Origin of the sequence: Streptomyces sp. NBC_00236 (assembly GCF_036195045.1) — a bacterium.
Taxonomy (GTDB): Bacteria; Actinomycetota; Actinomycetes; order Streptomycetales; family Streptomycetaceae; genus Streptomyces.
In genome coordinates this window covers 5,386,360-5,412,147 of sequence record NZ_CP108100.1, presented here as the reverse complement: position 1 = coordinate 5,412,147, position 25,788 = coordinate 5,386,360, and the positions used below count along the sequence as shown (strand labels likewise).

The window sequence follows — 25,788 nt, the reverse complement described above, 5'->3', positions numbered from 1 at the left end:
GGCTCCATGGTGACCGCCACCACTGACAGCGGGGCATTCCGGGCGACCGGGTGAAGCGGTCCGCATGCCGTGCCGTCGGGCGGGTCGGGCCCTGGCGCCTTCACTCCCGCCCACCATCCCGGGGCGCATCACCCGCCCGTGGTGTCCTCGGCCTCCCAGCGCAGCAGGTCGCCCGGCTGGCATTCGAGCACCTCGCAGAGCGCGGCGAGCGTCGCGAAGCGTACGGCCTTGGCGCGGCCGTTCTTGAGTACCGCCAGGTTGGCCGGCGTGATCCCCACGCGGTCCGCGAGCTCGCCCACGGACATCTTCCGCCGTGCCAGCATCACGTCGATGTCGACCGTGATCGGCATCAGATCACCTCGTCCAACTCGGCCTGCATCTGCGCTGCTTCGACGTCACGCGCGAGGGCCTGGGCGAGCAGCATCCGCAGCACGTGGACGATGAGCGCCACCCCCAGGATGGCCACACCGACCCCGCCCATGATGACGGTGACGCCCGGATCGTCCCGCTGGCCCGGCGCATTGACGGCCGTGACCGTGAACCACACGAGGGCAGCCGCCACGATCGCGCCGATCATGACGTCCACGTACCGGAAAGCGGTGTGGGAGAACACGGTGCCGCGTCGCACCATCGTCACCAGCCGCCATACGCAGACCAGAGCGACCTGGACCGCCACCATGCCCAGGATCGTGCACACCCGCAGCGGGGTCAGCGGGAGCGAACCGTCCTCGGGGTCGTTCCCGCCGACCAGCGCCCACACCATCCCGGCCTGCACGAACACGGTGCCGGCCAGCACCACCACGAGCACGACACGCAACGCGCCCACTGTCAGCTTGCCCATGACCCACCCTTCCATCGAATTACGATGGGAATCTATCGAATCTCGATAGATCGAGCAAGGGGTGGTGCTGATGCTGGGCCCGTCGGCCCGATCTGATTCCAGGTAGCGGCGGTCAGTCGTCGTGCTCGCGGTCGTACGCGGCCTGGGCGGCGACTGCCAAGGACCGGGAGACGCTGGGCGCGCTCTTCACGGGCGAAGCCTGCTGGGAGTGCAGCGGTTCGGGGGAACGGCCCTGCGGTCCCGACGCGATCGTTGCCCGATGGCGGGAAGTTCCTTGACGGGGGTCGCTACGACAACCGGCTGCGCCGCACCCGGACGGCCGGCGTTTCACGCACCGCACAATCACCGGCGTCCAGAGGGAGGGAAACCCCGCCGTGATCGCCTCCGGACGTCAATCCGTGATCGGGTGACCGGTTGCGGAAGGCAGGGCCAGCCGGTTGAGGACTTCCTTGGGGGTGAAACTCCAGCCGACCAGGCGCGGCCCGCTCCAGTTGATACCGATCACGAGTCCGTCCCGGGCGGCATCGGGGAGTACCTGATCGCACCAGATGTCCAGGGGCATGGACCCGACGCGGAGCCCACGCCCCCAGATCTTCGCTGCCCTCTGGGCGCGGGTCGAGGTCGACCAGAAGGGATGACTTCGCGTGCCGTCCTCATCGAGGTGAGTGGGGCTCCCCTCGCCATCCCGGACAAACCAGACCACGCTGCTTCGGCTTACGTCCTCGAAGAATGCCGACGCTTGCGAACCGCTCTGACTCATGGCCGCCGCACCTGGCGTGCTCCAGCATTCATTTCGCCAAGGGCCCTACGCCTTGGCCGGTGCAGCCGAACCGGCGGCAGACCTGGCGGCCTGTTCGATCTTCGCGCAGTAGGCTGCGCGGGCCTCCTCGTCGATCCACCCCTCGTGCTCCGCGCGCAACCCGGTCCGTCCGTCGAGGTTCTCACGCAGGATGTCGGCGTGCCCGGCATGCCGGACGGACTCGCTGAGGACATGGGTCATGACGGCGAACAGGTTCGTGTTGAGATAGGGCTCCGGCCACCACGGCACATGGCCGGGTGCGTCGAGGGGGAGCTCGTTGATCGTCGCGTCCGAGTGCTCCCACGTACGCCGGTAGAACCCGATGATCTGATCGCGGGTCTCGTCCTCGGCCGCCCACTGATCGCTGCCGTCGGATTCCTGCCACGGGCACAGCGGTTCCGGGGAAGGGCGGTCGAAGACCTCGCCGAAGTACCTGGCCTCGACGGTGGCCACATGTTTGACCAGGCCGAGGAGGTTGGTCCCGGTCGCCGTCAACGGTCGGCGGGCGTCGTACTCGGACAAGCCGTCGAGTTTCCAGAGCAGCGCCTCGCGATCCCGCCGCAGTCTCCCGTGCAGGTTGTCCTTGGCGAATTCATCGATCATGCGGCATGAGCCTGCCATGGACCGCTTGTGGTCTCAAGGTCCACCCTCCGGCCCCTGATCCGAGCCCTCAGCCGGAGCCGTCGACCAGTGCCTCGCCGAGCGAGGGTGTGCCGGTGGGGCCCCGCCTGGTCGTCACCCGGAGCATTCCGCCGCGCTGGAGCGCCGACCGTCCAGGCCGACTCAGCACGGCCTGGCATGCGTGATCGTCACGCCGCGAGTCGCGCACATCGGACGAACCGGCCGGCAAGTGCCTCTGGATGTGAAGGTGTTCGCGCCTGGCGTTAGCCTCCCGGGCATGACATCTCAAGGACGCAGTGCCGGTGCCGTCTTGTGCGTCGTCGTGGCCATGATCAGCATGATCACGGCAGTGATCCTGTCCGCGATCGCCTTGGACGCCACATCCAAAGTGGCTGGTGGGGCGGACAGTGAGCTGGTGAACGAGTCCGGCAGCAAGGACAGCCCCTTCGACTACTGCGACGCCGAACGCGACGCCACACTCACCGAGCCGTTCATGGAGTGCCTCTTCGACCACCAGTGGACCGGTCAACAGGACGCGGCGCTCCGGGAAAGGGAGGCAGCGGCGCGGCAGGCCGACGTCCAGGCGAAGGGCAACTTGGCGATCATCTTCGGCCTGTTCGGGGTGACCTTCGCGGTCTGCGCGGTGGTGGCCGACAGGGGCCGCCGGCCCGAGCCGCACGCAATCAGGTCCAGCGGCGTCGGCAGTACGCATACGTGAGGATCAGAAGCAGTGCCCCCCACAGGTTCATCAGCCCGCTCATGGCCATCGCGAGGACGCCCCAGCCCTCGTCGTAGGGCCGGGCCGCCGTGCCGACGTCAGTGGCCTCGTGCAGCCGGTGAATGCCGAGCGCGGTGAGGAAGAGGCCGCCCACGGTCGCCGGGACGATCGCAGGGCCGGCGGGACACTTCGCCCGCCCAGCTTCGGCACCCAGCGCGGAACGACCTCGCCCCGGCTGCGGACCAGGCCGAAGCCGAGCAGCGCCGTACGCGTAGCCGATCGGCAGTCGCCAGACCCGACCGCCGGCCATCTCGTCGGCAATGACGCCGTCGGCAGGCCGGACTCGAAGGCGGCCCGGCCGACACCCGAACGTCGATGGCGGCACAGGGAACGGGCCTCCCGGCCGACTCAACGGTCGCGTCGTCCACGTGCTTCTGCACCTCGTCCGCCGTCTTCCTCGCCTCATCGACACCCCGCTTCCCGTCGGCTTCCCGCGCTCATTCGGTGGTGTTGCCTGCCGCTGAGCGCCCGTCGCACGATCCCCCGGGCGTGGGCGGGCCGGTGGTCCGGGCGTGGGCGGACCGGTGGTCTCCCGGCCCGCGTCCACCCACGCCAGGTTGCCCGCGCCGCCTCAGTTGAGCTCGCGGTACGTGTTCCAGCCACCACCGATCAGCGCTCGGGCGCGGAACGACCCGGACCCCGGGGCGGCACCGGTCGAGGAGTAGCGGTAGAGGTGGCCGCCGCGGTCGGCTGCGAGGAGGTCGCCTCTGCCGTCACCGTCCACGTCCCCGATGGCTGCGAGCTTGCTGTAGATCTGCCAGCCGGCGCCCACCTTGACACGGGGCGCGAACGGGGCGGAGGTACTGCCCGTCCCGGCGTACAGGTACAGAACTCCCGCTGTCGTACGGGCCACGATGTCGGACCGCCCGTCACCCGTGTAGTCGCCCGCGCCGACGATCCGGTCGTAGACGCCCCAGCCCCCGCCGACGTCGACCCGGGAGGCGAAGGACGGGACTGACGCGGAGAAAGCGTCGCTGGTGCTTCGGTAGAGGTAGAGACGGCCGGACTTCTCGCGTGCGAGCAGGTCGCCCTTGCCGTCTCCGGTGAGGTCTCCGGGGCCGAGCAGAGCGTTGTAGACACCCCACCCGCCGCCAATGGCCCACTGGCCCTCGGTTCCGCCGGTCAGCCAGCCGTTCCCGCACACTGCGAGCATCTCGGGCCGGTTGTCGAGAGCGGTGTCGGAGGCGAAGGTCATCAGCCTCGTGCCGCCGTACGACGTGCTGCACTTGTAGGGCGAGGGCGCCTGCCGACGCGGCGCCAGCAAGCCGTTACCAAGCGTCTCGTACGTATAGGGCTTGCCGTCGGTGCTGACAGCCTGGATGCTGCGCTTGCCGTAGGCGGGGTTCCCTCCCGCACCGACGATCACGTCCCCCTTCTGCCAGCCACTGGCAAACAGGCTCTGGGTCCGCCGCGCGAAGCTGCCGTCGCCGAGCCCCTTGTAGACGTAGAGGGCCCCGTCGACCGTCCTGCCCGCGAGGTCGCCGTTGCCGTCACCGTCCATGTCGTCGCCGCCGGCGATCTGGTTGTACACGCCCCACCCGACGCCGATCCCGGCCGGCGCCTTGAACGCCGGGGACGCACCTGCGATTCCGGAGTGGAAGAAGAGCTGCCCCGAGGGTGTGCGGGTGACGACGTCGCCGACACCGTCGCCGTCGTTGTCCGTGACACCGACCAACTGGTCGTAGATCTGCCAGCCACTGGCGATCTTGACACGCCGTGCGAACGGCACGTCCTTGCTACCGGTGGCAGCGTAGAAGTACAGGTCGCCGCCCGGGGTTCGGGCCAGAACATCCGCCAGGGCGTCACCGTTGAGGTCGCCCGGCGACAGCACCTTGTTGTAGATCTGCCAGCCGGACCCCACACGGTCCTGCTCTCCCACGTACGCCCAGTTCGAATCCCGGCCGGTGCGCACCAGGCTGAGCGTCCCGTTGGTGGTGAGCACCAGGATCTCGGGTCCACCGTCGCCGTCCTGGTCACCGACCGGGATGTAGTCCTTGAAGGAGACGTCACCCGGAAGGTCCTCCTCGAGGAAGAACTGGTAGGCCAGGTGTCCGCTCACCGGGTTTGCCAGCATGAACGGGCCGGTGAGCGGGCGGTACATGATCTGGCCCAGTCCGTCTCCCAAGTAGTCCGCCCGGGGCAGGGCCCTGGGCGCAGTCGGCGGCACCGAATCGGCAACCGCCGGAGACGACAGCAACATCCCGGCCATGGCCGCCACACCCGCGCAGGCGGCGACGAGTCGGGCGCGCACGGAGTGCGGACGCCGGCGTGAAGAATGCGACATGCTCCCCCCAATGAAGTATGTGGAGGCACATGCTAAGGGCATATACCCGGCCGGCCGGACGTCCCCCGACTCACCCCATTGACCTGGGCACTTATGAGTGTTTCGATCGCGCCGATTCGCCCACGTGGCGGGCCGTCGAACACGGAGGGTTCGAGCCGGGGCAGCGTGAGTGGTCTGACGCCCGTGCGCCTGCGGTCCCGGGTTTCCGGACGCGGGAGTGAAGCATCGAGCATCGGGGATGAGGAACGATCAGGAATCGGCTCCTGACTCTGGCCCAAGATCAACCTCTTCGCTAGCATCCGTTCGCTCCCGATTCACCTGCGGCCGTCGCCGTTGCACTCGCCGGCTGCCGGTATGACACCGTCGATCCGAGGACCACCAGGATGAAGAAGCGCTCCAAGCTCATAGGCACCGCTGCCGCAGGCATGCTGGCCGCACTCGCGGTGGCCGGCCCCGCCTCCGCCTCCACCTACACCGTCACCTATCCCGGCACCCACACCGGCGACCTGTGCACCGATGAGCCGAACTACTGTGACGGGTCAGCGTCGTTCGTCCGTGACGGCGAGCATCTGCTGGTCTGGGACAACAATGCCGATGGCCACTCGATCATGGTCATGTACTACCGGTCCGACAACAGCGGCACACAGCTCAGGGACTGGAACCAGTACGGAAAGGGATCCCGCCTCGACATCAACATGAGCCTCCCGGAGTCGGGTTGGGTCGAGTACCGGGTCTGCGTCGGTGAATACCCGACCCAGACGTACGACATGAACTCGTGTTCGGGCTGGCTGCACGAGAGCGCCGCCTGAACCGTCAGACGGCCGACCGTGACCGGCACCGGCTGCCGGTCCTTGCGACCGGCAGCCGTCACGGACCGAACCTGCACGAGACGCTGCCCACGTGATTGCGCCATCCGCCGCTCGCCGCACGGCGGCGGCACGTGTGCCGCACCGCCGTGAGCCACGCACAGGGCGTGAACACCGAGGCCGGAGCGCCCCTCGCACACGGGCGCGCGCCCGTGTGCGGCCGTAGACGTCCGGACAGTGGCTCCTTCGATTATCAACGGGGCAGTACGACCCAGGACTTGGTACCGCGTTGCGGCTGCTCCGCCTCACACATGCCCCATTCCCCGCCCCAGTCGTCGACGACAGCAGCCAGGAGCCACAGAGCCCGCCGCCGCCACGCCTCGCAGAGTGCGGTGGTATCGGGTTCGGCGTGCTGCGGATGCCGGTCCCAGACCAGGAGGCGGACGGCGTCGTCGCGATGGCGCAGGGACACGTAAAGCTCCCGTCCGGGGCTCATCCTTGCGGTGACCGCGACGAGTTCGGTGACCGCGTACGTCACCGGCCAGACGTACGCGGCAAGGCCGTGCGCCTCCAGAGCGACCGCGGTCGCCGTACGGGCGATGCGGGCGCTGCGCACGTCACCGGGGAGAGTGAAGCTGAGGGAGAGGCGGAGCGCGGACCGCCCGGACGTGCCTTTCGGGCGAAGATGCGGCTGAGGCGGCCGGTGCTGGATCGAGTGTGCGTACGCATCCGGGAAGGGCGTACGCGCCTCGGCGACTGCGGGACAGAGTGCGGCGAGTGGAGATGAGTGCATGACTGACTCCCCTTCGAGGGCGACGAGTTGGCGGTATCTCTCTTCCTCATGGGTGCGCACGAATGGCTCACGCGATACGGACGACGAGCAGTGGCCTGTCCCCCTGGCGTGGCCCCGCCCCTCCCAGGGGAGGAGGTTGCGGGCAGGACCGCGCGATGCACTTCTTGCTTGTCGCTGCGTGAGCGGTGCACTACTGAACGTAGCGCAAGCAGGGTAAAATTACCCTACCCAATGGGTGAATGAACCCTTTCGTGGTCACCTGGCGCGGCCACGCGGCAGACTGCCATTGATCGCCCGCGGAAAGGAACGGCATGGCAGCCAGGCCCTCCCCCACCGAACGTCAGAAACGGCTCGGCTCCGAGCTGCGCCGAATGCGCACGACTGCTGACGTCTCAGCCGAGTTTGCCGCCAACCTGCTCGGCACGGACCGGGGAAAGATCTCGAACATCGAGGCCGGCACACGCCCCATCAGCACAGAGCGCCTACGTAAGCTCGCCCTCCACTGCCGGTGCACGGACGAGAAGTACGTAGACGGCCTTGTCGAGATGGCTCAGACCGGCACTCGCGGCTGGTGGGAGAGATACCGAGGCACGCTGCCTCAGGGCCTGCTCGACATCGCCGAACTGGAGGCCTCCGCCCTCCGCATGCGAGCCGCCTACTCAATGCACATTCCGGGTCTCCTTCAGACGTCCGACCACGCCCTGGCACTCTTCCGGGTAGTGGTTCCCCAACTTCCGGAGCGGGACATCACGCTGCGGCTCGCGCACCGCGTGGAGCGCCAGGAGGTCCTGAATGGGGATTCGCCGCCGCCCTACGTAGGCATCATCCACGAGGCTGCTCTCCGCATGCAGTTCGGTGGACGGACAGTCGCACGGAGCCAACTCGGCCACCTACTGAAGATGTCCGAGCAGCAGAATGTGACGCTCCGTGTCATCCCCTTCGACGCCGGCGCGTTTCCTGGCGCCGGCCAGACCGTGCTGTATGCCGAGGGCGCTGTACCCCAGTTGGACACCGTGCAGATCGACAACTCACACGGCCCCCTCTTCGTCCACTCGGGAACACAGCTAGCGAAGTACCGGGCCCACTTGGACTGGATGGAGGGAATCGCGCTGTCACGAGACAGGTCGCGCGACTTCATCCGCAGCATCGCACGCCAACTGTGAGGAGATAGGCAGATGCCGGACGTGATATGGGAAGACTCATTCTGCGGCGAAGGAAACTCGTGCTACCGCTTCGGGACGGACGGGGAGGGCAAAAGCTACATCGCCGTCGCTGGCGCCGAGGACCGCTACCTCACCGACAGCCGTGAGTCGCTCCAGCAGATGATCCGCGACATCAAGGCCGGCAAGGCCGACCACCTGCTGTGACGACGCACGGGCCCGGCACCGCAGCGAATCGCGGTGCCGGGCCCGTACTGCCGGATCAGGAGTACAACCCGTGCCGGTCAGCTGTCCCCGCGCGGGAAGGAGACCTCCACGCGACGGTTCTTCTTGCGGCCCTCTTCCGTGCTGTTGTCGGCGATCGGGTACTGCTCGCCGTAGCCGCGGATCTCGAAGGTGACATTCGAGCCCGTGGACTTCACCAGCACCGACTGCACCGCGTCGGCACGCTGCTTGGAAAGCACGTCGCCGTGCGCGGAGGAGCCGAGGTTGTCGGTGAAGCCGAAGACGCGCACCTTGGTGGCGTTCTGCTTCTTGATCTCGGCACCGATGGCAGCGATACGGGAGTTGGCAGCGGCGCTCAGCTTCGCGCTGTCCTTGCCGAAGAGCACTTCGGCCTGGAGCGCGAACTTGATGTCCGCGTTCGTGTCCTCGCGTCGCTCCTCGCCGCCCTCGTCCTCGACGACCTGGATGATGTCGAGGACCTTGCCCGGAGCGAGCGTGCCGCCCTCGGGCATCTTGAGGTCGGGGTCGCTGCTGTCGAGCTTGACGGGGGGCTCGGAGGAGGCTTCTGTGCCCGGAGGAACGCTGGGGCCGTCGTCTGCCAGGGCGGTTGACGCACCGAAGACCGTGGTGCCGGCCAGCAGGACCGCTACGGCAAGGGTCCGTCCGGTGTAATGGCCTGGCCGACGCCTTGTGCGAGTGGAGTTCATATCGGCCATCACCCAGAGATCTTCAGCGAAGCGGTGGCGAAGGTGGGCAAGGTGAAGTCGACTTCAGTGCTGGTTTCCGGCGGCGCCGGGAACTGCATGAAGACGGGCGTCTCCTTACCTGGCTGCAGGGGAAGAATCCCCGTCGTGCACAGGCAGTTTGAATCCGTGTCGCGGAGAACGTAGTAGCGCTTCTTGCCTACCTTGTCCACCAGAGTCGCTCCCGCGACAGAGTTCGGGTTCTTAGCCACGACAGCGCTCTCCGAGCCTGCCCAGCCAGCCGTGTTCTTGGACTGGTCGCCCTCGTTCTTGATTTGCCCCTGAACCGTGAGGAAACCGCCGGAGTCACGCTTTACCTGATTGATAACGAGAGTCAGCCCACCTTGACCCTTGACCTCGGCGAGCTTCGCATTCGGGTCCACCTGGTCCCCAGCAGCGGTGTCGCCCCCCGCACCCTTGTCCTCACCAGATGGCTTGGCAGACGACGAAGAGCCGGAATTCTCCGTCTTTCCACCGTCATCGCCACCGCATCCGGTGACAACAAGAGTCAGCACAGCAGCCATTGAGGCAGCCGCCACCGCCCGTCGGGACTTCGTGGTGCGCCGAATACTCATGGGTTCAGGTTCCTTTACTCGTCGTTCGCTGTCAGTCGTCGATCAGATGCACGGCAAAGATCAACTTGCTCAGGCCGGCCAAGGGGTCGCTACTGCCCAGATCGATTGGGACGTCCCGTCCGTCGCAAACGAGGGTGACTACAGGCAGACTAACTTCACCGCCCGTGTCGGACCCGTCACCATCGCCGGGTTCGGGCGCCGGAACATCCTTGACCTTGGAGCCGCACCGAAACTTGATCACTGCGGTAGCCGTGGCCGTGGCCCGCTTGTTCTCCGTGCCAGGGATGACCGAATCCCCCACGGTGTAGCGAGTTTCGATCCTGGCCGTGACCTTGTCCTGCCAATAGCCCGGCCGCCAATAGAAATCAATGACGTCCGAACGGTTGTCGGATGCAAGCTGCATGGCTTTCCCGCGCCCCGCCTGGAAGTACTGGTGCGTAGCCAGAAACTCGTTCAGGCCGTTCGGCTCCCGAAGCGCCGCGAGAAGCGACGGCGTCAACCCGTCCCGAGCATCCTGCGCGGCAGCAAGCGCCGCAGCATCCGCAGCGCCCTGGGCGCCGTTACGCGTGGCGGAGGCCTGACCGACAGCAAAGAACGCGAACGCGAGGAAGAGCAGGCCCGCCACCATCACAATGTAGATGGGGAAGGCCTGCCCTGCGTCGCGGCGTTTACGCAGCTCCATTAGCCGGCGGTGATGGAGCTCACCAGACCGGTGATACGAGTCGTGATCGCGCCGCCGATGCCCGAGGCCACCATGCCACCGATGATCGCGACGACCACCAGGATGATGCCGAGGTACTCGAAGGCCGTCTGGCCGCGGTCCGCGGTCTCGTAGCGCTTCTGGATCTTGGAGACGGCGGTGTTGGCCCAGCCGTTGACGCGGACGGCGGTCTTCAGGGTGATGTTCGACATGGTGTTCCCCTCCAGATTCGGCCGACCGACTGCCGGCCGACTCGCAAGTTCCTTTGTTCTCGCTCCCGTTACCGGCTTCCTCCTGGCCGGTGCCGTTTGCGATACGAGAAACATACGGCGGAACACCATGCCCACCAGAGGGTCCCAGGGCCCATTCCCGGGCCCAATCCAGCAGTTGGGCCCTGCGCGTCCGGGACTGGGCCCCCGGGCCCTGACTCGCCACGTCTCGCTCGATCCCCCGATCAGCCATGACTACCTGTCCCCCCGTGCGGCAGGCCCGGCAGGCGATGCCGTGCCGAGCCAGCGGGCGATCGCCTCGCTGCGGCTGCCGCTGTGCAGTTTGGTGAAGATGCGGTTGATGTGGTTCTTGACCGTCTTCTCGCTGATGAAACAGGTGGCGGCGATCTGCTGATTGCTCATGCCGGACGCAATCAGATCCATGACCTCCACCTCCCTCGAACTCAGCCCGTACTGCTGCCTGTCAGGAGGCACACCCGGCCGCCCAGTTACGGAAGACTGTCCCACATTCGGTTGCAAATGCGAAAGACCTTGCGAGGAAACAGCCAGTCGTGCCCCGGATGCGGCCTGTTGAGGGGGCGCCATAGGCATCGGTGGATGTGCATACGCATCGTGTTGCTGGGGCGAACCAGGAGTGCGGCCGTCATATCCCGGCTGCTGATACGGAACACCTGAGGTCAGCGCCGTGCCCAGACCCTCCGGCAGGACCGACCCCTGCGGTCCGGAACCCTGCCGCATATGAGCCAGGAGCGCGTTCGCCGCCGTGGCGGTGAAGTGGGCCCGGCCACTCTGCGTGTCGCGTACGGCCTGCACCAACTGGTCGGCGGTGAACTCGCCGTGCACCAGGTATCCACCCGCGCCCAGCCGCAGCGCCTCGTGGACGATCTCGCTCTCGCGGCTGTAGGTCAGCATCATCACCGGCGCGACCTGGACCAGGTGCGGCAGCGCGGAGATGCCGTCCACACCGGGCATGCGGACGTCCAGCAGCACGACATCGGGGCGGTGCTGGACTGCCATGTCGTAGGCCTGGCGGCCGTCCGCGGCCTCGGCGACGACTTCGATGTCGTTCCGGCCGGAGAGCAGGGCGCCGAGCCCCGCCCGGACCACGGGGTTGTCGTCGGCGACGACGACTCTCATCGGTCCTGGAGCGGGAAGGCCGGGGGCAGGGGGGAAGGCCGGCATGGTTCCGGATGCCGCTGCCTGCTGAGGAACGGGGAACCCCGGGGAGCTGGATTCGGAAGTGACCGGTGTGCCGTGCGAGGACGTGTGCTGGGAGGCGTGGGGCTGTGCGGCCCAGTTCTGGCCCGAGGCACGGGAGACGTCGTCCGACATTCTGCGACCTCCTCTCATGTATCTGTGGGGACGGGTGGGGAGCGGGTCAATCGAGCGGAGAAGCGGGTGGTGCCTGGGTCAGGGCGGCCATGGGCAGTTCCAGGCGGACTTCCGTGCCGGTGACTGCCTTGCCCTTGCCGATGCGGATGCGGGCGCCGATGGACGCGGCGCGTTCGACCATGCCGACGAGTCCGAAGTGGCCGGCACGTCTGAGGTCGTCGAGCGTGACACCGGCGGGCAGGCCCTTCCCGTCGTCGTACACGCTGATCCTGAGGACGTCGCCCTTCACTCCGGCGAGGACGACGAGATAGGTGGGGTGCGCGTGGCGGTTGGCGTTCTCCATCGCCTCGGAGGCGATGGTGAGCAGTTGCCGGGCCACGACCTGGGGCACGGGCGGGACCGGGATGTCGTTCAGCAGTCGGAAGGTCGCGGTGAGGCCATGGCGGCGGGTGAAGTCGTCGGCACGTGCTTGCAGTTCGCCCACGACATCGATGCCGCCGTCGAGTCCCGACTCGCGGCGCAGGTCCGACAGCAGCTCGCGCGACTCCGCCGCCGCGCGCCGGGCGGACCGGGCGACAAGCTCGGCCTGGTGCTTGACGGTCAGCGGGTCCATCCGGTCGGACGAGCTGGCCAGGCCATCGGCTGCCATCGCCAGTCCATGGAGTGTCTTGGCCACGGAGTCGTGCATCTCCCGGGCCAGACGGGTGCGTTCGCCCTCGATCGCTTCGCTCACGGCCAGTCGCGCGCGGGTCTCGGTGAGGGCCTGACTCGCCGTGCCGAAGCGGAGCAGCAGGTTGCGCAGGGTGACACCGACCGCACCGGCGATCACACAGAAGCCGGGGAGAAGCAGCGCGGTGGCCTCGCTGGCCTCCAGTTTCGCGTCGGTGCCGTACACGCCGAAGATGATCAGCGTTTGGAGGGCGGCGAAGACTGCCGCGCCCCGCCACCCGTAGACGAGTCCGGCGAGCAGCGGTGTGCAGACCGTGACGTACGCCAGGGTGGATTCCGGTGTGGCGGTGATCAGCAGCAAGGCGCCGAAGACCGCGTCGACCCCTAGCAGCCAGGGGTGGCGCAGGAAGAGCGGGCCGAAGCGCTCCCAGTCCCGGAAGAGGACGTAGGAACCCATGAAGGTGACGAGGATGGCCGCGCCGATCAGCCAGGTCGCGAGACCGGGTGCTGTGCGGTCGATGGCGAACGGCGTCGCCATGGCCGTCATGGCCAGGCGGAATCCGAAGACCTGCCGGCACATGGCCTGGAGCGCGTTGAGCTGGATCGCGAAGGCCGGCTGCGCGCCCGGGTTCGCGAGCGCCTGGCGTACCTCACTCGTCAACCCCGGTTGAGAGTCGCTCAGTTGAAATGCCATGCGCCTGTCACCTCCTCGGGCTCATCGTTCTCATCATCCTCGGCATGCGGGGTCATCACTTCATGAACGAGAAGTCGACGTTGGCCCCGTAGACGAATCCGACCGTCAGCATCACCAGCGTTCCCGGGAGCAGGAACGAGGTGACCGCGAAGGTCGCCTTCGGGACGGCCTTGGCCGCCTTCCGTCGTGCGTTCTGTGCGTCGGTGCGGCGCATGTCGTTGGCGATCTGGATCAGCGTCTCGACGATCGGCGCACCCAGCTCCTCGCCCTGCTGGAGCGTGGTCACGAACATGGCGACCTGCTCGGAGTCGTTGCGCTTGCGCAGTTCCTCGAAGGCCTGGCGACGACTGACGCCCATGTCCATCTGGCGCAGTGTGATGCGGAGTTCGTCCGCCCAGGGGCCTTCGTACTTCTCGGCGACGCGCTCCAGCGCCTGGCGGAAGCCGAGGCCTGCCGAGACGACGACCGCGAGCACGTCGAGGAAGTCGGGGAGCGTGCGTTCGATGTGTTCCTTGCGGACGCGGACGGCCGACCAGATGCCGACCTCCACCCAGAAGGCGCCGAACGCGAGGAGCAGGATGGCGACGAAGACCTGGCCGCGCATGAGCATCGACAGAGCGCCGAACCCGCCCAGGGCACCGTAGACCGCACGCCGGGCGGCGTACCGGTCGATGGTGAGGCCGCCGGGGTTACCGGCCATGTCGATCTGGTGGCGCTTCTTGTTGACGGCCTTGGGGCCCATCATCCTGAGCACCGCGGGGGCCCACCGCATGCCCATCCGGTCGATGCCGGAGCCGACCGCGCTGGTACGGCTGGAGCCGACCTCCAGGGCGATGGCCAGGTCCCCGGGCAGCTTGGCGTCGGCACGGTACATCCGGATGCCGGCGATCACTCCGTACACGGCAAGACCTACAACGAGTGCGAGCAACAAGTCCATGTCCGCTCCTCCCCTCAGACGTCGATACGGGACAGGCGGCGGATCACGATGAATCCGATCGCGTACAGGACCAGCGAGACGATGACGGCGACCTGGCCGATGAACGCGCCGGTCATACGGTCGAGTGCGCCCGGCATCACGGCGTTCATCAGGAGCATGGCCCCGATGCCGAAGCCCGGGACCGCGTAGGCCGTGACGGTGACCTGCGACAGCTGCGTCTTGACCTCACGACGGGTCTCCTTGCGCTCCTCCAGCGTCTCGGTGAGGTTGCGCAGGGAGCTGACGACCGTACCGCCGGCCCGGTTGGAGAGAACGAGGGTCGTGACCAGGACGACGAGTTCACGTGACGGCAGGCGCTCGGTCAGCTCGCTCATGGCGTCCTCGAGTGATTCGCCGACGCTGAGGCGACGGGCGACGCGGGCGAGTTCCTCGCCGGCCGGGTCCTCCAGCTCGTCCGCCGCCATGGAGAGCGCGGTACGCAGCGCGAGTCCGGCCTGGGTGGCGTTGGCGAGGATGCGGGAGAGCTCGGGGAGCTGGTTGATGAAGCGCTCGGTGCGCTTGGTCCGCTGGTAGTTCAGGAAGGCGTTGGTGCCCCAGAGCCCGACCAGTGCGGCGACCGGGCCGAAGAAGGAGGCGAGGATCGACGAGGCGGCCATCCAGAGGCCCGCCATGGCGATCAGCGCGTAGACGAAGAACTCGCCGGGCGTGATCTCCATGCCCGTGGCGGCGAGCTTCAGCTCGATCCTGCGGCCCAGTCCGGTCTTGCGCAGCCTGCGGTCGACGCCCTGGAAGCGGCGGTGGCGCCCTGCGGCCTGTATCTGACCGGTGTGCGACAGGCGGTCGACGAGGGCGTCGCGGTCGGCCTTGCCGCCGGCGTACGCGTGCAGACCCATGACGCCGAGCACGCCGCAGACGAGCGTGACGCCGATCGTGAGGAGGGGGAGATTGGTCATGGCGCGGTACCTACTTGGCCTCTCGGGTGGCGAGCTGTTCGTCGGACGAGGCGACACCGAAGGCCTGGGGAATGGGCTGGCTGGCCATGTAGAGGCGTTCGGCGATCTTGCGCGGGAGCGGAAGGTACTGGAACTGGCCGTAGATCCGCCCGTCGGCGGCCATCGGCTGGGGAATGAAGCGGGCGACGCTGACGATGCGGTAGTTGTCGCGGCCGTGCGAGTCGAGGATCGCGATCTCGGTGATCTTTCGACCACCGTCCGCGTGCCGGGTGAGCTGGACGATCACGTCCACAGCGCTGTTGATCTGGTCGTGCAGGGCCTCGAAGGGGATCTTGATCTCCGACATGGAGGCAAGGGTCTGCAGACGCATCAGCGCGTCCTCGGCGTTGTTGGCGTGGACGGTGGCGAGGGAGCCGTCGTGACCGGTGGACATCGCCTGGAGCATGTCGAGCGACTCGCCGCCACGGACCTCACCGACGACGATGCGGTCGGGGCGCATACGCAGGGAGTTGCGGACCAGGTCACGGATCGAGATCTGGCCCTTGCCCTCGACGTTCGCGGGGCGGGACTCCAGCCGGATGACGTGGTTCTGCTGGAGCTGGAGTTCGGCGGAGTCCTCGATGGTGATGATGCGCTCGTTGTTGGGGATCAGCCCGGAGAGCGCGTTGAGCAGGGTCGTCTTGCCGGTGCCGGTGGCGCCGGAGACGATGATGTTGAGCTTGGCCTGGACGAGCCCGGACAGCAGGATCAGCATCTGCTCGTCGAGCGAGCCGAAGTTGATCATCTCCTGGAGGGTGAAGGCCCTCGGGAACCGTCGGATCGTGAGCGTGGCACCGGTCAGCGCGAGCGGCGGGATGATCACGTTGACACGCTCGCCGCTGGGGAGGCGGGCGTCCACCATCGGGTTCGACTCGTCCACGCGCCGGTTGACGGTCGAGACGATGCGCTCGATGGTCTGCATCAGCTGCTCGTGCGAGCCGAAGCGCATCGGGAGCTGTTCGACCTTGCCGCTGCGCTCGACGAAGATCTGGTCGGGGCCGTTCACCATGATTTCGGTGATGGACGCGTCTTCGAGCAGCGGTTCCAGGATGCCGAGGCCGAGGGCCTCGTCGACGACCCGGCGGATCAGCTGCGACCGTTCGACGGTCGAGAGAACCGGGCCTTCGCGGCTGATGATGTGCCCGAGTACGCGCTCCAGGCGGGCCCGCCGGTCGGCAGCGGCCAGCGAGGACATCTCCGCCAGGTCGATCTCCTCAAGCAGCTTGGCCCGGTAGGAGGCGACCATGTGGCCGTCCTCCCGCCCCCCGGCTTGCTCCTCGGGGGCGGTGATGCGTGCCCGCAGACTCATTTCGCTGACTCCTAGATCCGGCTGGCCGGTGTGGTGCGGTGTGGGTGGGGCGGCGGCTGCTCCGCGTCATTCCTTCGGCATGGTGGAACTGCGGGTGGCGGTACCGAAGTCGTCGACCCACGGGATGATCGAGGGGATCTTGACCTTGGCGGTGTACGTCACGGTGTCGGCCCCGTACGAGGGCACGAATTGCGCATTGCCGTTCTTGGAGATCCAGTCGCTCATGGCCCGGTGGCCTGCCAGCGTCGGCGGGGTCTCCGGAAACTCGTGACTGGCCGTACGCGCTGCCGCCCGGGCGCCGGTGCCCGCCTGGTTCACCGCGTACGCGGCGATGCCCAGCTGAATGGCGCAGAGGCCGACCAGCAGCAGCAGCGGGACGAACCCCATGTACTCGAAGGCGACCTGGCCGCGGTCGCGGACAGACCTTCGCTTGTTCCCCGTCATGGATCAGCCCTCCCTCGCGGACGCTGCTTCGCCGGTGACATGCGGGCCCCAGTCGAGTACTCCGGGGACCAGCACGGGGACGGTGAGCGTGACCTTCGCCTTGTACAGAGGTCCCGCCTCGGTGTCACAACCGAAGTCAGCCTTGCCCTGCCAGGCGCTCGGCAGGTCCTCCCTGCCGGCACGCTCGCAGGCCGCGTCCTGGTTCCACTGCGACCCGTTCCCCGCCCGCGCCGCCACATCCGCCGCGTTCCCGGCCAGGATGAACGTGTAGCCGTACAGCGCGCACTGCCAGAGCGCGATGAGCATCAGGATGATCAGTGGCGTAACCCCGACGAACTCGATCGCGGTCTGTCCGCGGTCGCGGTCACGCCTCCTGCCTATCCGGGTTTCCGCCCTCTCGGTGGTCACCATGGATCAACCTGCCCCCTCAGTCGGATTTGCCACGGCCCGCGGAATCGCCCCGCCTGCGCGAGCGCCCGATCGAACCCCGGTCGTTCTTGTACTTGCCACTGCCTTCCGCCCCGGCGGGAACCTTCACCAGACCGAGCTCGCCCGCCAGGGCCCAGAGCGCCTGTTTGACGACGCTCTTCGCGTCGAGTTCGTGCATGCGGCCGGCGTCGACCGCGCCCTGGAGTTCCTTGAAGTTGGCGGGAATCGCCGTGCCCGCGATCCGGGTCCCCGTGATCTTCTGGATCAGCGGGGGCTGGATCTCCGTGTTGCGGCTGTAGCGGTTGACGAGGGTCGTCGTCTCCTCCGCCTTGCGGATCTGGAGGCGGTCCCACATCCGTACGATGCGCTTCGCGCCGCGCACCGCGACCACGTCCGGGGTCGTGACCAGCAGGGCGATGTCGGCCATCTCGATGGCTGCGGCGTTGGCGCCGTTCATCTGGCTGCCGCAGTCGATGACCACGACCTCGTACCGCGAACGCAGTGCGCTGACGATCTGCCGGGCGGACCGGTCGCTGACCTCCTCGCCCCGTTCGCCCTCGCCGGGTGCCAGCAGCAGGGCGAGGCCGCTGCCGTGGCTGAACACGGCGTCGGACAGGACGCGGGGCGAGATGTCGCTGATCGCGGCCAGGTCGACGATGGAACGGCGGAACTGTACGTCCAGGAACGAGGCGATGTCTCCGGACTGCAGGTCCATGTCGACCAGGGCGACCGTGTGGCCGGAGGCCTGGGCCGCCAGGGCCAGCTGTACGGCGGTGACGGTCGCGCCGACGCCGCCCTTCGCACCGCTGACGGTGACGACCGTGCCACCGGGACCGGTGAAGACCTCGGCGCCCGCCCCCAGGTGGCGGCGGACTCCCACGGACCAGCCGGCGGCGGCCTGGACGCGCTGGGCCAGCTCCTCGTACGAGAGGGGCAGGCCGACCAGGCCGCGGGCGCCGGAGTCCATGGCTGCCGAGTAGAGCCCGGGGCTCGCGTCGGCGGTGACGAGCACGACCCCGACCGCCGGAAAGCGCAGGGCCACCTCCCGGATCAGCTCAAGGGCTGGAACCGGACCGATCCGCTCGTGCACCAGCACGACCTCGGGCAGCTCGTCCAGTGACTCGGCGGCGAGCCGGGCCAGGGTGTCGAGCAGCGCGGTGGAGTCACCCAGGGGCCCGGCCGGCTCCGCGTCGGGGAGCTGGCTGAGCAGTGTGGTGATGGATCGGGCGGCGTCGGCATCGCCGACAGCCGGGAGGATTCGTGTGCTCATCCAGTCCTCACTTGTTCTTGTCTTCGTCGAGGTTGTAGCTGCCCTCGCCCGGACGCAGGGTGGTCGGGCTGTCGTTCGGCAGCAGGGCCAGTCGGACGTGCTCGGCGAAGGACTCGGCGTAGGCGACGCGCTGTGCGTCGGTGGTGTCCAGGGCGAAGGTGATCGGCACGGCCTCGGTCGGGCCGCTGCGGTCTTCGTTCCCCGGCTCCAGGGAGGTCAGCTGGCCGACGTCGATGACCTTGGCGTTCGGCACGATGACGCGCGAGGTGGGCTGTTCCTTGTCGTTCTGGCCGCCGAAGGTCGCGTAGATGTTGACCAGGTTGCCCGGCCGGATCTTGCCGGCGACGCCGGTCGCGGCGTCGATCATGATGGCGATCTCCTGCTGCCCGCTCTCCAGCGCCGGGCGCTTGACGAGCATGTCCTCCTGAAGCAGCGAACCCGCGCGGAGGTTGGTCACGGCGATCTTGCCGTCCAGCACCGACAGGTCGGTGACGGCGTTCTTGGACAGCCAGCGCTTCGGCATCGAGACCTTCTCGAACTGCCCCGGGTCCAGCGGACGGTAGGGGGCTATGTTCGATTTGACCTGGTAGGCAGTCACCTCCGGTCCTACCTTCGAGTTCACATCACTGATCACCGAAAGCACACCGGCGAACGCGCCGAAGGCACAGAGGACCGAGAGAAGGAGAAGGATGACGCCGCGGCGTTGCCGTGAGTTCATGAGCGGAGCAACCTCGTTGAGAGACGTGGGCCGATGAGCGGACAGAGGGGCGGAGCGGGGTCGGGCGGACGCGGGTCACGCTGCGGCCTCCGCCCGTACGGAAGCGGGCCGGTGCCGTGCGCGGTTCGCCGGGCTGTGGGTGCAGCAGCGGCACTCCGCCGTCGCGATGGCTCACGACCCGTGGTGCATGGGTGTTCCTTGGTTCAGGACACCGGAACCGTGCGTTTGGTTCTCCGGCGGTTTCAACGGGGCCGAGCACAGTCCGCAGCGGTCGCCGATGAGTTCATTTCCGCACCAGGTACAGACCTCCCTGCGCACCGAAGAAACCAGCTGATAAATCAGTGAGATATCGGGCAGAAAGGCGGCGAATTCGATCATTTTCGGAGTACCCCACCAAGTGGGCGAATCCGCAGGCAAGGCGACTTCCTGTACGGCCTGCACCTGCCAGGCCGGAGCGATCGTGGATGCCACCCAGTCGGACTGCAACTGCCCCTTGGCAACGAGCAGATGGGTGGAGAACTCGGGCCCGGCGAGATCTCCCGAGCCGATCTTGATCAGCTGGGGGTTCGGATTGGCCAGCACACCGAACTGCGAGCCGGGGACCCATGACTTCGCATGGGCCTTCAGGCTGACGGGCACCCGGTCGAGCTTGGTGACCGAGTTCAGCAGCGCCCCGGCGTGGATGTAGTGGGAGAGCAGCCTCGCGGCCGAGGCGACGACCCCGGCACTGAAGTCACAGATGGACAACTGCCGCAATTGGCGCACCAGTACCGCTACACCCAAGGGTGGCAGATCCGCCTTGATCAGGGCAATGCGGTCGCTCTCCAGCACCGAGCGGATCATGTGCAGCCGACGCTCGTGGGCGACCGGGATGCTGGCGGGATAGACCGCGATGACGTAGCCGTGCTGCTCCAGGAGCAGATGCATATCGCTCAGCGCCTGGTCGAGCGGTTGCTCGTCGGGCGCCCTCAGGACCACCGCCGTGGGCGTCTGCTGATCGGTCGGAGGCAGCACGAGGTCAGCACTGGTCACTGCTATTGCTGTCGGCACGCTGTTCCCCGTTCGGCTCCGGCCGCCGCGTACCGCCGGCCGCAATCGCTCCTGCCAGGTGCTCCTTACTCGGGCGCTCCTGCCTCAGCACTTTATCCACGTCCGGGGAGGCAGAGAACACCTTTGGGGGCCCAGTGAGGCAGGGCTCACGAAGTCCGCACAGGGCGTTCGCCTGACAAATCATCTCAAGTGACTGGTAGTTAAATTGCGTACCATTCGGCGACCTAGCCGCGCACGTCGAGACAATTCATGATCCATTTACACTTCTGCGCACGTCAGAGAGCGTGGGAGCGCTTTCACGCGATGGATCGCGATGTTCCTGGTGGGCCCACTGTGAACTCTGGGCCCGAATTGGGGCCCCCGGGCCCACACGGGGTCACGCAGAACCCTCTCACGGACGCCGAAGGCCCCCACCGGTCAACGCAACGGCCGCCGGTCAACGCAACGGCCACCGGTCAACGCAACGGCCGCCGGCAGAAGGCCGGCGGCCGCTCGTCCCGGCGCACGCTCAGTGCGCGGCGTTACTTTCCGAAATCACCCAATTGAGGGAGCAACCGCTCACGCGCCGCCTCCAACTGCTCGTCGTAGTCGGCGGCGAAGATGGCTGGCAAGGACGTCTCAAGGGCTCCGCTGATGACGAACAAAGCGGACCATACCGCCCGGTCGTCGACTTGGGCCGCGAACTCCTTCGTATGCAGCACCCGGTCCATCCAGTCGGAGAGGACCAGCGCCTGGTCCTGCGACAACTCGATCCTCATGCCGCACCTTCCCGGATTCGGGCACTCCCACAGAGATTAACCGGCATTACAGCACTCCGTCCCGCAGCAAATACAGGAGCTGATCGCCGTCAGATCGCCAGCCGCCGAGATACATGCCCACATCCGGCCCGTTCCGGGCGAACGAGACGTGCAGGCCGGTTTCGTCGACGAAGTGGATGGCGGGCTTCTTCCGGTACGTTCCCTCGATCCTGCGGGTACCCGGATTCGTCACCAGGTTCTCGACCGCCTTGACGAACTTCTCCCCGTTCACCTTGTTGAAGTCGCCGTGCACCCCGAAGGCCTCGGCGTGCATGACCCCCTTCGTGTCCTTCCTCATGTAGTGGTGCGCGAGTCTGTCCGAGTCCATCCAGAAGGTGCCGCACCCGGCCGAAGCGGGCGGCGGCAGGTCGAGGACACGGAGCAGACCGAAGCTCACCCTGTCGACGGTCTTGCAGCCACGCTTGAGGTTGCGCAGTGCCTCGTACGACCGGGTCAGCAGTTTCAGCTTGGACTGGACGATGACGTCCGTCGTGAGTTCCGCGCAGGCCCAGAGGTCCTTCTTCATGGCGCAGTTCTCGAGCTGAGTGAGCCCCGTGAGCGTTGCGGTGACCTCCCACAGTTGCTGCATGGCGTCGTTGAAGGCGGGGCCCACGGAGATGATCTGGCACAGAAGTTCGTTCTGCACGCACCACCGGACGGGGTTGTCGGTCATCTCGCAGGTGGGGTCCAGGACGCCGCAGCGGTACTGCTTGCGAGCCTGCGCCCCCGGATCGTTCTCCGCGGCTTCCTTGGCCTTCAGCAGCTCCTCGCGCCGGGCTTCCTCCTCCTCCTTGCGCTTCTGCACGGAGATGGTGAAGGCCTGCGTCGCCGCTTCGAGAGCCGCCGCGGAGTCCTTGCCGGCCGCGATGGCCGAGGCGCGTGCCTGATCGGCGTCGAACCATGCCTGGGTGGCGGATGCCTGGGCGTTCTCGGCGGAGACGGTAGCGGTGGCGGCGGATGCGGCCGCGTTGTCGGCGTCACGGTCGGCACGGTCCGCCGCGGCCCGGGCGGTCTTCGCGGATGCGGCCGCGGCGGCCGCCGATGTCTCTGCGTCCTTGGCGTGCTGCTCGGCCTCGTCGGCGGCTTCCTTGGCGTCGTCGGCCGAATCCTGAGCCTGCTTCGCGTACTTTTCCGCGTCTGCGTCGGCTTTGCGGGCAAGGGCCGCTACCTTCTGCGCGGTGGCCGCGTCCTTCTGCGCGAGCGCGGCGACCTTCACCGCCTCCGAGATCAGTTCCTGCACCAGCGCGAGGTGGGTCGCGGCGAGGAGGTCCTTGCGCTGGGCCATGTACTGGCCCGACTCGATGAACGCGTGCAGCATCTGCGTCGAGCCCTCCAGCGCGATCCGTGCCGCGGACTTCACCTCGGGACCACCGCTGCTGATCAGCTGTGCGGCCCGTACTCGCTCGTCCTCACCGCGCGCTGTGTCCAGCGTGCTCGTCAGGAACGTGCGGTATGCGGCGATCGTCCCGGCCGACAGTGCGGCCCGCCCCGTCCGCTGGACCTCGGGCCCGCCCGCGGAGACGGCCTGGGCGATGGCGACCCGGAAGTCCGACTCACCCGCCTCGTACTGCCCCTGCGTCAGAAACGCCGTGATCTCGGCGGCTCCCCCGTCCAGGGCCACCTCCGCGGCATCCCGTACCGCCTTGACGGAGCTGTCTTCGGCGAGCCGCTCCACATGGGCACGCTCGTCCTGCTCCGCCGCCAGACGCCATCCGTTACGCAGGTACTCGATGACCACCGCGTCCGTGCCGGTGAGAGCGGACTCGGCGGCGGCCCGCCCCCAGGGGGTGCCCCTCGACATCGTCAGCATGGCCAGTTCACGGCCGCCGGCGGCGATGGCCGCGAAGTCGGCCGCGGGCTGGGCAGCCGCGGTGGCCAGGCGTTGGGCCTCGGCCTCGCGGTCCTTGTTCTCCTGGTCCGCACGGGTCTGCTCGGCCCGACGTGCCTCTTCCTCGGCCTTGGCGTCCTTGGCCAGCTCGATACCCGCGTTGGTGCGGCCCAGCAGCTCCTCCGCCTCGACCTCACGGGCCAGCGCGTACACGTCCTCGGCCTTGGCAGCCATGGTGGACGCCACATTCGCGGCCGCGGTGGCCGCGTTCGCGTGCGCGGTCGACTTCGTCGCCGCCGTGGCGGCCTCACCCGCATGGTCGGCGGCGTCATCGGCGGCCTTTGCCGCGTTGTTCGCGTGCGTCGCCGCCGACCTGGCCGCGTCACGTGCCTCCCCGGCCGCCGTCGCGGACTTGCGGGCCAGCGCCTCCGCGGCGCCCGCGGCGCGGTTCGCCTCAGTGGCATGCCGACGTGCGGCCGCTGCCGCGGCTCGCGCTTGCGCGGCCTGCTCGCTGCTCTGACCGGCGTATCCGCTCGCTTCCACCGCGGCGTCCGCGGCAAGGTTGGCGTTCGCCCCGGCACCTGCGGCGGAAGCCGCCGCGTCCCCGGCCGCCGTGGCTGCCACCACCGCCTGATCGGCCGCGTCAGCCGCCAGGTTCGCGCCCTTGGCGGCACCACGCGCGTTCTCCGCCGCCTTACGCGCCGCCGCCGCGTTGCCCGCGTCCACAGCCGCGTCCGCTGCCGCCCCGCGCGCCTTCGCCGCGGCCTGTGCCGCACCGGCGGCGGCTGCCGCCGCCTGCGACGCGGCACTCGCCGCGATCCGCGCCGAATTGCTCGCGGCATTGGCCGCGTTGATGGCCTTCTGCGCGGCGGCCGCGGCCTGGGACGCGGCCTTGGACGCACGCCCGGCGGCCTGCGCGGCCTTCTCGGTGTCGCCCTTGGCCGCCTCCGCCTCCGCAGCGGCCAGCTGAGCCGCTTCCTTTGCCAGCTTGGCCGCCTCGACCGCCTGCGCCGACGCCTCCTTGGCAGCCGCCGTCTCACCGGCTGCCTGCCGCCCGGCCTCCTGGGCCTGCGCCGCCAACTGCGCAACCGTGGAGTGCTCCTGATCCCGGGAGCGAGCCACGAACTGGCCCACTTCCAGGAACTCCGCTATGTCCTGCGCGGTCCCGCTCAGCGCCAGCCGCCCGGCCGCTTGCACGGCAGGCCCGCCCACGCTGATGACCTGCACCAGCTGGACCCGGTTGTCCTGCTCACGCTGGCTGTACTGGCCGGAGTCCAGGAATGCCTTCACATCCTCGGCCGTGCCGTTCAGTGCGGCCCGCCCCGCCTCCTGGACCCCGGGGCCACCCACGCTCATGACCTGCGCCACGAGCACCCGCTGGTCCTGCTCCAGCGGAGACTGCCACCCGTACAGCAGGAAGTCGTCCAGATCCTCGGGCGTCCCGGCGAGCGCCGTGCGGGCGGCAGCCAGGAGCTCGGTACCGCCGACGCCGGCAAGCTGGGCCGTCAGGACCCGGTTGTCCTGGAAGTCCAGGTCCGAGGATGCGTCGAGGAATGCCTGCACATCGGCGTCGGTCCCCGTCAGCGCGGCCTCGGCGGCGGCCTTGACGCCGGGCCCGCCCGACTTCCAGAGCTCCACGACCATGCCCCGGTCGGTGGGGACCACCAGCATGGTGCCCGGGACGATCTCGGGCGGAACGTCCTCGGCAGCGGCCGGTGCGGCCCCGAACAGGCCCGCAACCAGAGCGAGCGGCAACAAGGTGGTGATCAGTGCGCGTATCGCGCGCGGCGCTCTCCCGGCGCCACCCGGCCCATGCAACCGTCGTTTCAATCTCACGCGTTCTGTCTCCACGTCAACTTGTATTGGTGTGTGCTGAATCGATGCGCGCAGATGATAACTGCGGACATTTACAAGAGGGTTACCTTCTCGCCACACGGTGCTTTCTTTGAATAACCTCCGATGGGCGGCTTTTGTTCGCCCTTCGAAGGGCTGACTCCTCGTGCCCAAATGGCACCGAACTGGCTGAAACCAACGGTCAATGCGCGCGAAGGCGAGACAGCTCCCCTGTCACGGACTGCTCTTGACGCCTCGAAAGGTGACGTTTAGCATCCAGCGACATCTTTTCCTGATCATCACATCTCGGCGGGGGCCTCCGGATGCGCAGGCGCCATGCCCGGAAGGACTCCCTGTGGCCCATCGCACCCGTAGAACACTGATTGCCGCAGCCGTGTGCGCACTCGTGGCGGGGGCCGGAATACCCCTGGCCTTTGCCGCCGGTGAGCCCGCCCAGCAAGCCGCTGAGGATATGCCGCCCTCCGCCGTGGAGGACTTCTCGTACCCCGGCGCCGCGAAGATCCTCGCGACCAAGGGAATCGAACTGAAGAAGGGCGACGGACATGTCCTGCTGGCCGATTGCGACCCTGCGGCCGAGCAGATCAGAGTCCTGACCGTCAAGGACGACACGGTGGGCCGCGCCGGCACCTACTGCTTCCGGGCCACGGCCGCGACGGGCTTCATCACCCTCTCGCTTCCCCGGGTGTTCGCTCTGGAAGCTGCGGATCACCCCATAAGCGCCGACCTCACCGCCAATGGCCAGACGGCCACGATCGACCTGCCCGAAGGCGGCTTCGAGTCCGTCGGTGAGGGCACCGTCGGCGGCGCCCAGTCCGTGCTCGTCGAGATCCGCGTCACCGGCTGACCCCGAACGCACCTAGCGATCCCGGGAACGCCGCGCTCCCGACTGCCCGCTTGCCGCACAGGCGCG

At 68.0% G+C, this 25,788-nt stretch carries 28 protein-coding genes; 5 read left to right on the top strand and 23 right to left on the bottom strand.

What is annotated here, in order from left to right:
• Positions 1-128: 128 nt before the first annotated feature.
• The 4 genes from OG446_RS24525 to OG446_RS24510 all read right to left on the bottom strand — a co-directional run bounded on the left by OG446_RS24525 (position 129) and on the right by OG446_RS24510 (position 2,243).
• On the bottom strand, positions 129-350 hold the full coding sequence (locus tag OG446_RS24525) for a helix-turn-helix domain-containing protein (protein WP_328896053.1): 222 nt from the start codon (positions 348-350) through the stop codon (positions 129-131).
• The gene (locus OG446_RS24520) at positions 350-841 is read right to left on the bottom strand and encodes a DUF2975 domain-containing protein (protein ID WP_328896052.1); all 492 of its coding nucleotides are present in this window, start codon (positions 839-841) and stop codon (positions 350-352) included. The genes OG446_RS24525 and OG446_RS24520 overlap by 1 nt, the downstream gene beginning before the upstream one ends.
• Before the next feature lie 391 nt (positions 842-1,232).
• The gene (locus tag OG446_RS24515) at positions 1,233-1,601 is read right to left on the bottom strand and encodes a DUF2750 domain-containing protein (RefSeq protein ID WP_328896051.1); all 369 of its coding nucleotides are present in this window, start codon (positions 1,599-1,601) and stop codon (positions 1,233-1,235) included.
• Positions 1,602-1,646: 45 nt separating this feature from the next.
• Positions 1,647-2,243, bottom strand: a complete 597-nt coding sequence (locus OG446_RS24510; RefSeq protein ID WP_328896050.1) for a DinB family protein — start codon at positions 2,241-2,243, stop codon at positions 1,647-1,649.
• Between the two features lie 295 nt (positions 2,244-2,538).
• Here OG446_RS24510 and OG446_RS24505 point away from each other — a divergent pair, with 295 nt between their 5' ends.
• Positions 2,539-2,979 (top strand): hypothetical protein, encoded by a 441-nt coding sequence (locus OG446_RS24505; RefSeq protein WP_328896049.1) that lies wholly within the window; start codon positions 2,539-2,541, stop codon positions 2,977-2,979.
• Here the strand turns inward: OG446_RS24505 and OG446_RS24500 are convergent.
• Positions 2,945-3,133 carry a hypothetical protein gene (locus tag OG446_RS24500; RefSeq protein WP_328896048.1) on the bottom strand — a complete coding sequence of 63 codons (189 nt, stop codon included), beginning with the start codon at positions 3,131-3,133 and terminating at the stop codon, positions 2,945-2,947. The genes OG446_RS24505 and OG446_RS24500 overlap by 35 nt on opposite strands.
• Positions 3,134-3,610: 477 nt before the next feature.
• On the bottom strand, positions 3,611-5,323 hold the full coding sequence (locus OG446_RS24495) for an FG-GAP repeat domain-containing protein (protein ID WP_328896047.1): 1,713 nt from the start codon (positions 5,321-5,323) through the stop codon (positions 3,611-3,613).
• A 383-nt stretch (positions 5,324-5,706) separates the two neighbouring features.
• Here OG446_RS24495 and OG446_RS24490 point away from each other — a divergent pair, with 383 nt between their 5' ends.
• Positions 5,707-6,132 (top strand): hypothetical protein, encoded by a 426-nt coding sequence (locus OG446_RS24490; protein WP_328896046.1) that lies wholly within the window; start codon positions 5,707-5,709, stop codon positions 6,130-6,132.
• Between the two features lie 250 nt (positions 6,133-6,382).
• Here the strand turns inward: OG446_RS24490 and OG446_RS24485 are convergent, their stop codons facing one another.
• Positions 6,383-6,922 carry an ATP-binding protein gene (locus tag OG446_RS24485; protein WP_328896045.1) on the bottom strand — a complete coding sequence of 180 codons (540 nt, stop codon included), beginning with the start codon at positions 6,920-6,922 and terminating at the stop codon, positions 6,383-6,385.
• Positions 6,923-7,233: 311 nt separating this feature from the next.
• Between OG446_RS24485 and OG446_RS24480 the strand changes: the two genes are divergently transcribed.
• Together OG446_RS24480 and OG446_RS24475 are read left to right on the top strand one after the other, a co-directional pair.
• Complete coding sequence (locus tag OG446_RS24480) at positions 7,234-8,085, top strand: helix-turn-helix domain-containing protein (RefSeq protein WP_328896044.1); 852 nt, start codon at positions 7,234-7,236, stop codon at positions 8,083-8,085.
• Between the two features lie 12 nt (positions 8,086-8,097).
• Positions 8,098-8,289: a hypothetical protein gene (locus OG446_RS24475; RefSeq protein WP_328896043.1), complete on the top strand. Its 192-nt coding sequence runs from the start codon at positions 8,098-8,100 to the stop codon at positions 8,287-8,289.
• Positions 8,290-8,366: 77 nt separating this feature from the next.
• Here the strand turns inward: OG446_RS24475 and OG446_RS24470 are convergent, their stop codons facing one another.
• The 16 genes from OG446_RS24470 to OG446_RS24395 form a co-directional block, all read right to left on the bottom strand.
• On the bottom strand, positions 8,367-9,014 hold the full coding sequence (locus tag OG446_RS24470) for an OmpA family protein (RefSeq protein ID WP_328896042.1): 648 nt from the start codon (positions 9,012-9,014) through the stop codon (positions 8,367-8,369).
• An 8-nt stretch (positions 9,015-9,022) separates the two neighbouring features.
• Positions 9,023-9,625 (bottom strand): hypothetical protein, encoded by a 603-nt coding sequence (locus OG446_RS24465; RefSeq protein ID WP_328896041.1) that lies wholly within the window; start codon positions 9,623-9,625, stop codon positions 9,023-9,025.
• A gap of 31 nt (positions 9,626-9,656) precedes the next feature.
• Entirely contained in the window at positions 9,657-10,307 is a 651-nt protein-coding gene (locus OG446_RS24460) for a pilus assembly protein TadG-related protein (RefSeq protein WP_328896040.1), read from the bottom strand.
• A complete protein-coding gene (locus OG446_RS24455; protein WP_219573553.1) occupies positions 10,307-10,537 on the bottom strand; it encodes a hypothetical protein in 231 nt (76 codons plus the stop codon). The genes OG446_RS24460 and OG446_RS24455 overlap by 1 nt, the downstream gene beginning before the upstream one ends.
• A 252-nt stretch (positions 10,538-10,789) precedes the next feature.
• Positions 10,790-11,887 carry a response regulator gene (locus OG446_RS24450; protein WP_443050226.1) on the bottom strand — a complete coding sequence of 366 codons (1,098 nt, stop codon included), beginning with the start codon at positions 11,885-11,887 and terminating at the stop codon, positions 10,790-10,792.
• 46 nt (positions 11,888-11,933) lie between these two features.
• Entirely contained in the window at positions 11,934-13,250 is a 1,317-nt protein-coding gene (locus OG446_RS24445; RefSeq protein ID WP_328896039.1) for a sensor histidine kinase, read from the bottom strand.
• Between the two features lie 55 nt (positions 13,251-13,305).
• Positions 13,306-14,187, bottom strand: a complete 882-nt coding sequence (locus tag OG446_RS24440) for a DUF5936 domain-containing protein (protein ID WP_328896038.1) — start codon at positions 14,185-14,187, stop codon at positions 13,306-13,308.
• A 14-nt stretch (positions 14,188-14,201) separates the two neighbouring features.
• The gene (locus OG446_RS24435; protein ID WP_328896037.1) at positions 14,202-15,140 is read right to left on the bottom strand and encodes a type II secretion system F family protein; all 939 of its coding nucleotides are present in this window, start codon (positions 15,138-15,140) and stop codon (positions 14,202-14,204) included.
• A 10-nt stretch (positions 15,141-15,150) separates the two neighbouring features.
• The gene (locus tag OG446_RS24430; RefSeq protein WP_326658323.1) at positions 15,151-16,488 is read right to left on the bottom strand and encodes a CpaF family protein; all 1,338 of its coding nucleotides are present in this window, start codon (positions 16,486-16,488) and stop codon (positions 15,151-15,153) included.
• A gap of 66 nt (positions 16,489-16,554) precedes the next feature.
• Positions 16,555-16,932: a TadE/TadG family type IV pilus assembly protein gene (locus OG446_RS24425; protein ID WP_328896036.1), complete on the bottom strand. Its 378-nt coding sequence runs from the start codon at positions 16,930-16,932 to the stop codon at positions 16,555-16,557.
• A 3-nt stretch (positions 16,933-16,935) separates the two neighbouring features.
• Positions 16,936-17,343, bottom strand: coding sequence for a TadE family protein (locus tag OG446_RS24420; protein WP_328896035.1), 408 nt, complete (start codon positions 17,341-17,343; stop codon positions 16,936-16,938).
• A 16-nt stretch (positions 17,344-17,359) separates the two neighbouring features.
• Positions 17,360-18,631 carry an AAA family ATPase gene (locus OG446_RS24415; protein WP_328896034.1) on the bottom strand — a complete coding sequence of 424 codons (1,272 nt, stop codon included), beginning with the start codon at positions 18,629-18,631 and terminating at the stop codon, positions 17,360-17,362.
• A 7-nt stretch (positions 18,632-18,638) separates the two neighbouring features.
• Positions 18,639-19,349: a Flp pilus assembly protein CpaB gene (gene cpaB, locus OG446_RS24410; RefSeq protein ID WP_328896033.1), complete on the bottom strand. Its 711-nt coding sequence runs from the start codon at positions 19,347-19,349 to the stop codon at positions 18,639-18,641.
• A 171-nt stretch (positions 19,350-19,520) separates the two neighbouring features.
• On the bottom strand, positions 19,521-20,381 hold the full coding sequence (locus tag OG446_RS24405) for a hypothetical protein (RefSeq protein WP_328896032.1): 861 nt from the start codon (positions 20,379-20,381) through the stop codon (positions 19,521-19,523).
• A gap of 539 nt (positions 20,382-20,920) precedes the next feature.
• Positions 20,921-21,157, bottom strand: coding sequence for a hypothetical protein (locus tag OG446_RS24400; RefSeq protein ID WP_328896031.1), 237 nt, complete (start codon positions 21,155-21,157; stop codon positions 20,921-20,923).
• A 46-nt stretch (positions 21,158-21,203) separates the two neighbouring features.
• A complete protein-coding gene (locus OG446_RS24395; RefSeq protein WP_328896030.1) occupies positions 21,204-24,782 on the bottom strand; it encodes a colicin D domain-containing protein in 3,579 nt (1,192 codons plus the stop codon).
• A gap of 547 nt (positions 24,783-25,329) precedes the next feature.
• Between OG446_RS24395 and OG446_RS24390 the strand changes: the two genes are divergently transcribed.
• A complete protein-coding gene (locus tag OG446_RS24390) occupies positions 25,330-25,722 on the top strand; it encodes a hypothetical protein (RefSeq protein ID WP_328896029.1) in 393 nt (130 codons plus the stop codon).
• Positions 25,723-25,788: the final 66 nt, after the last annotated feature.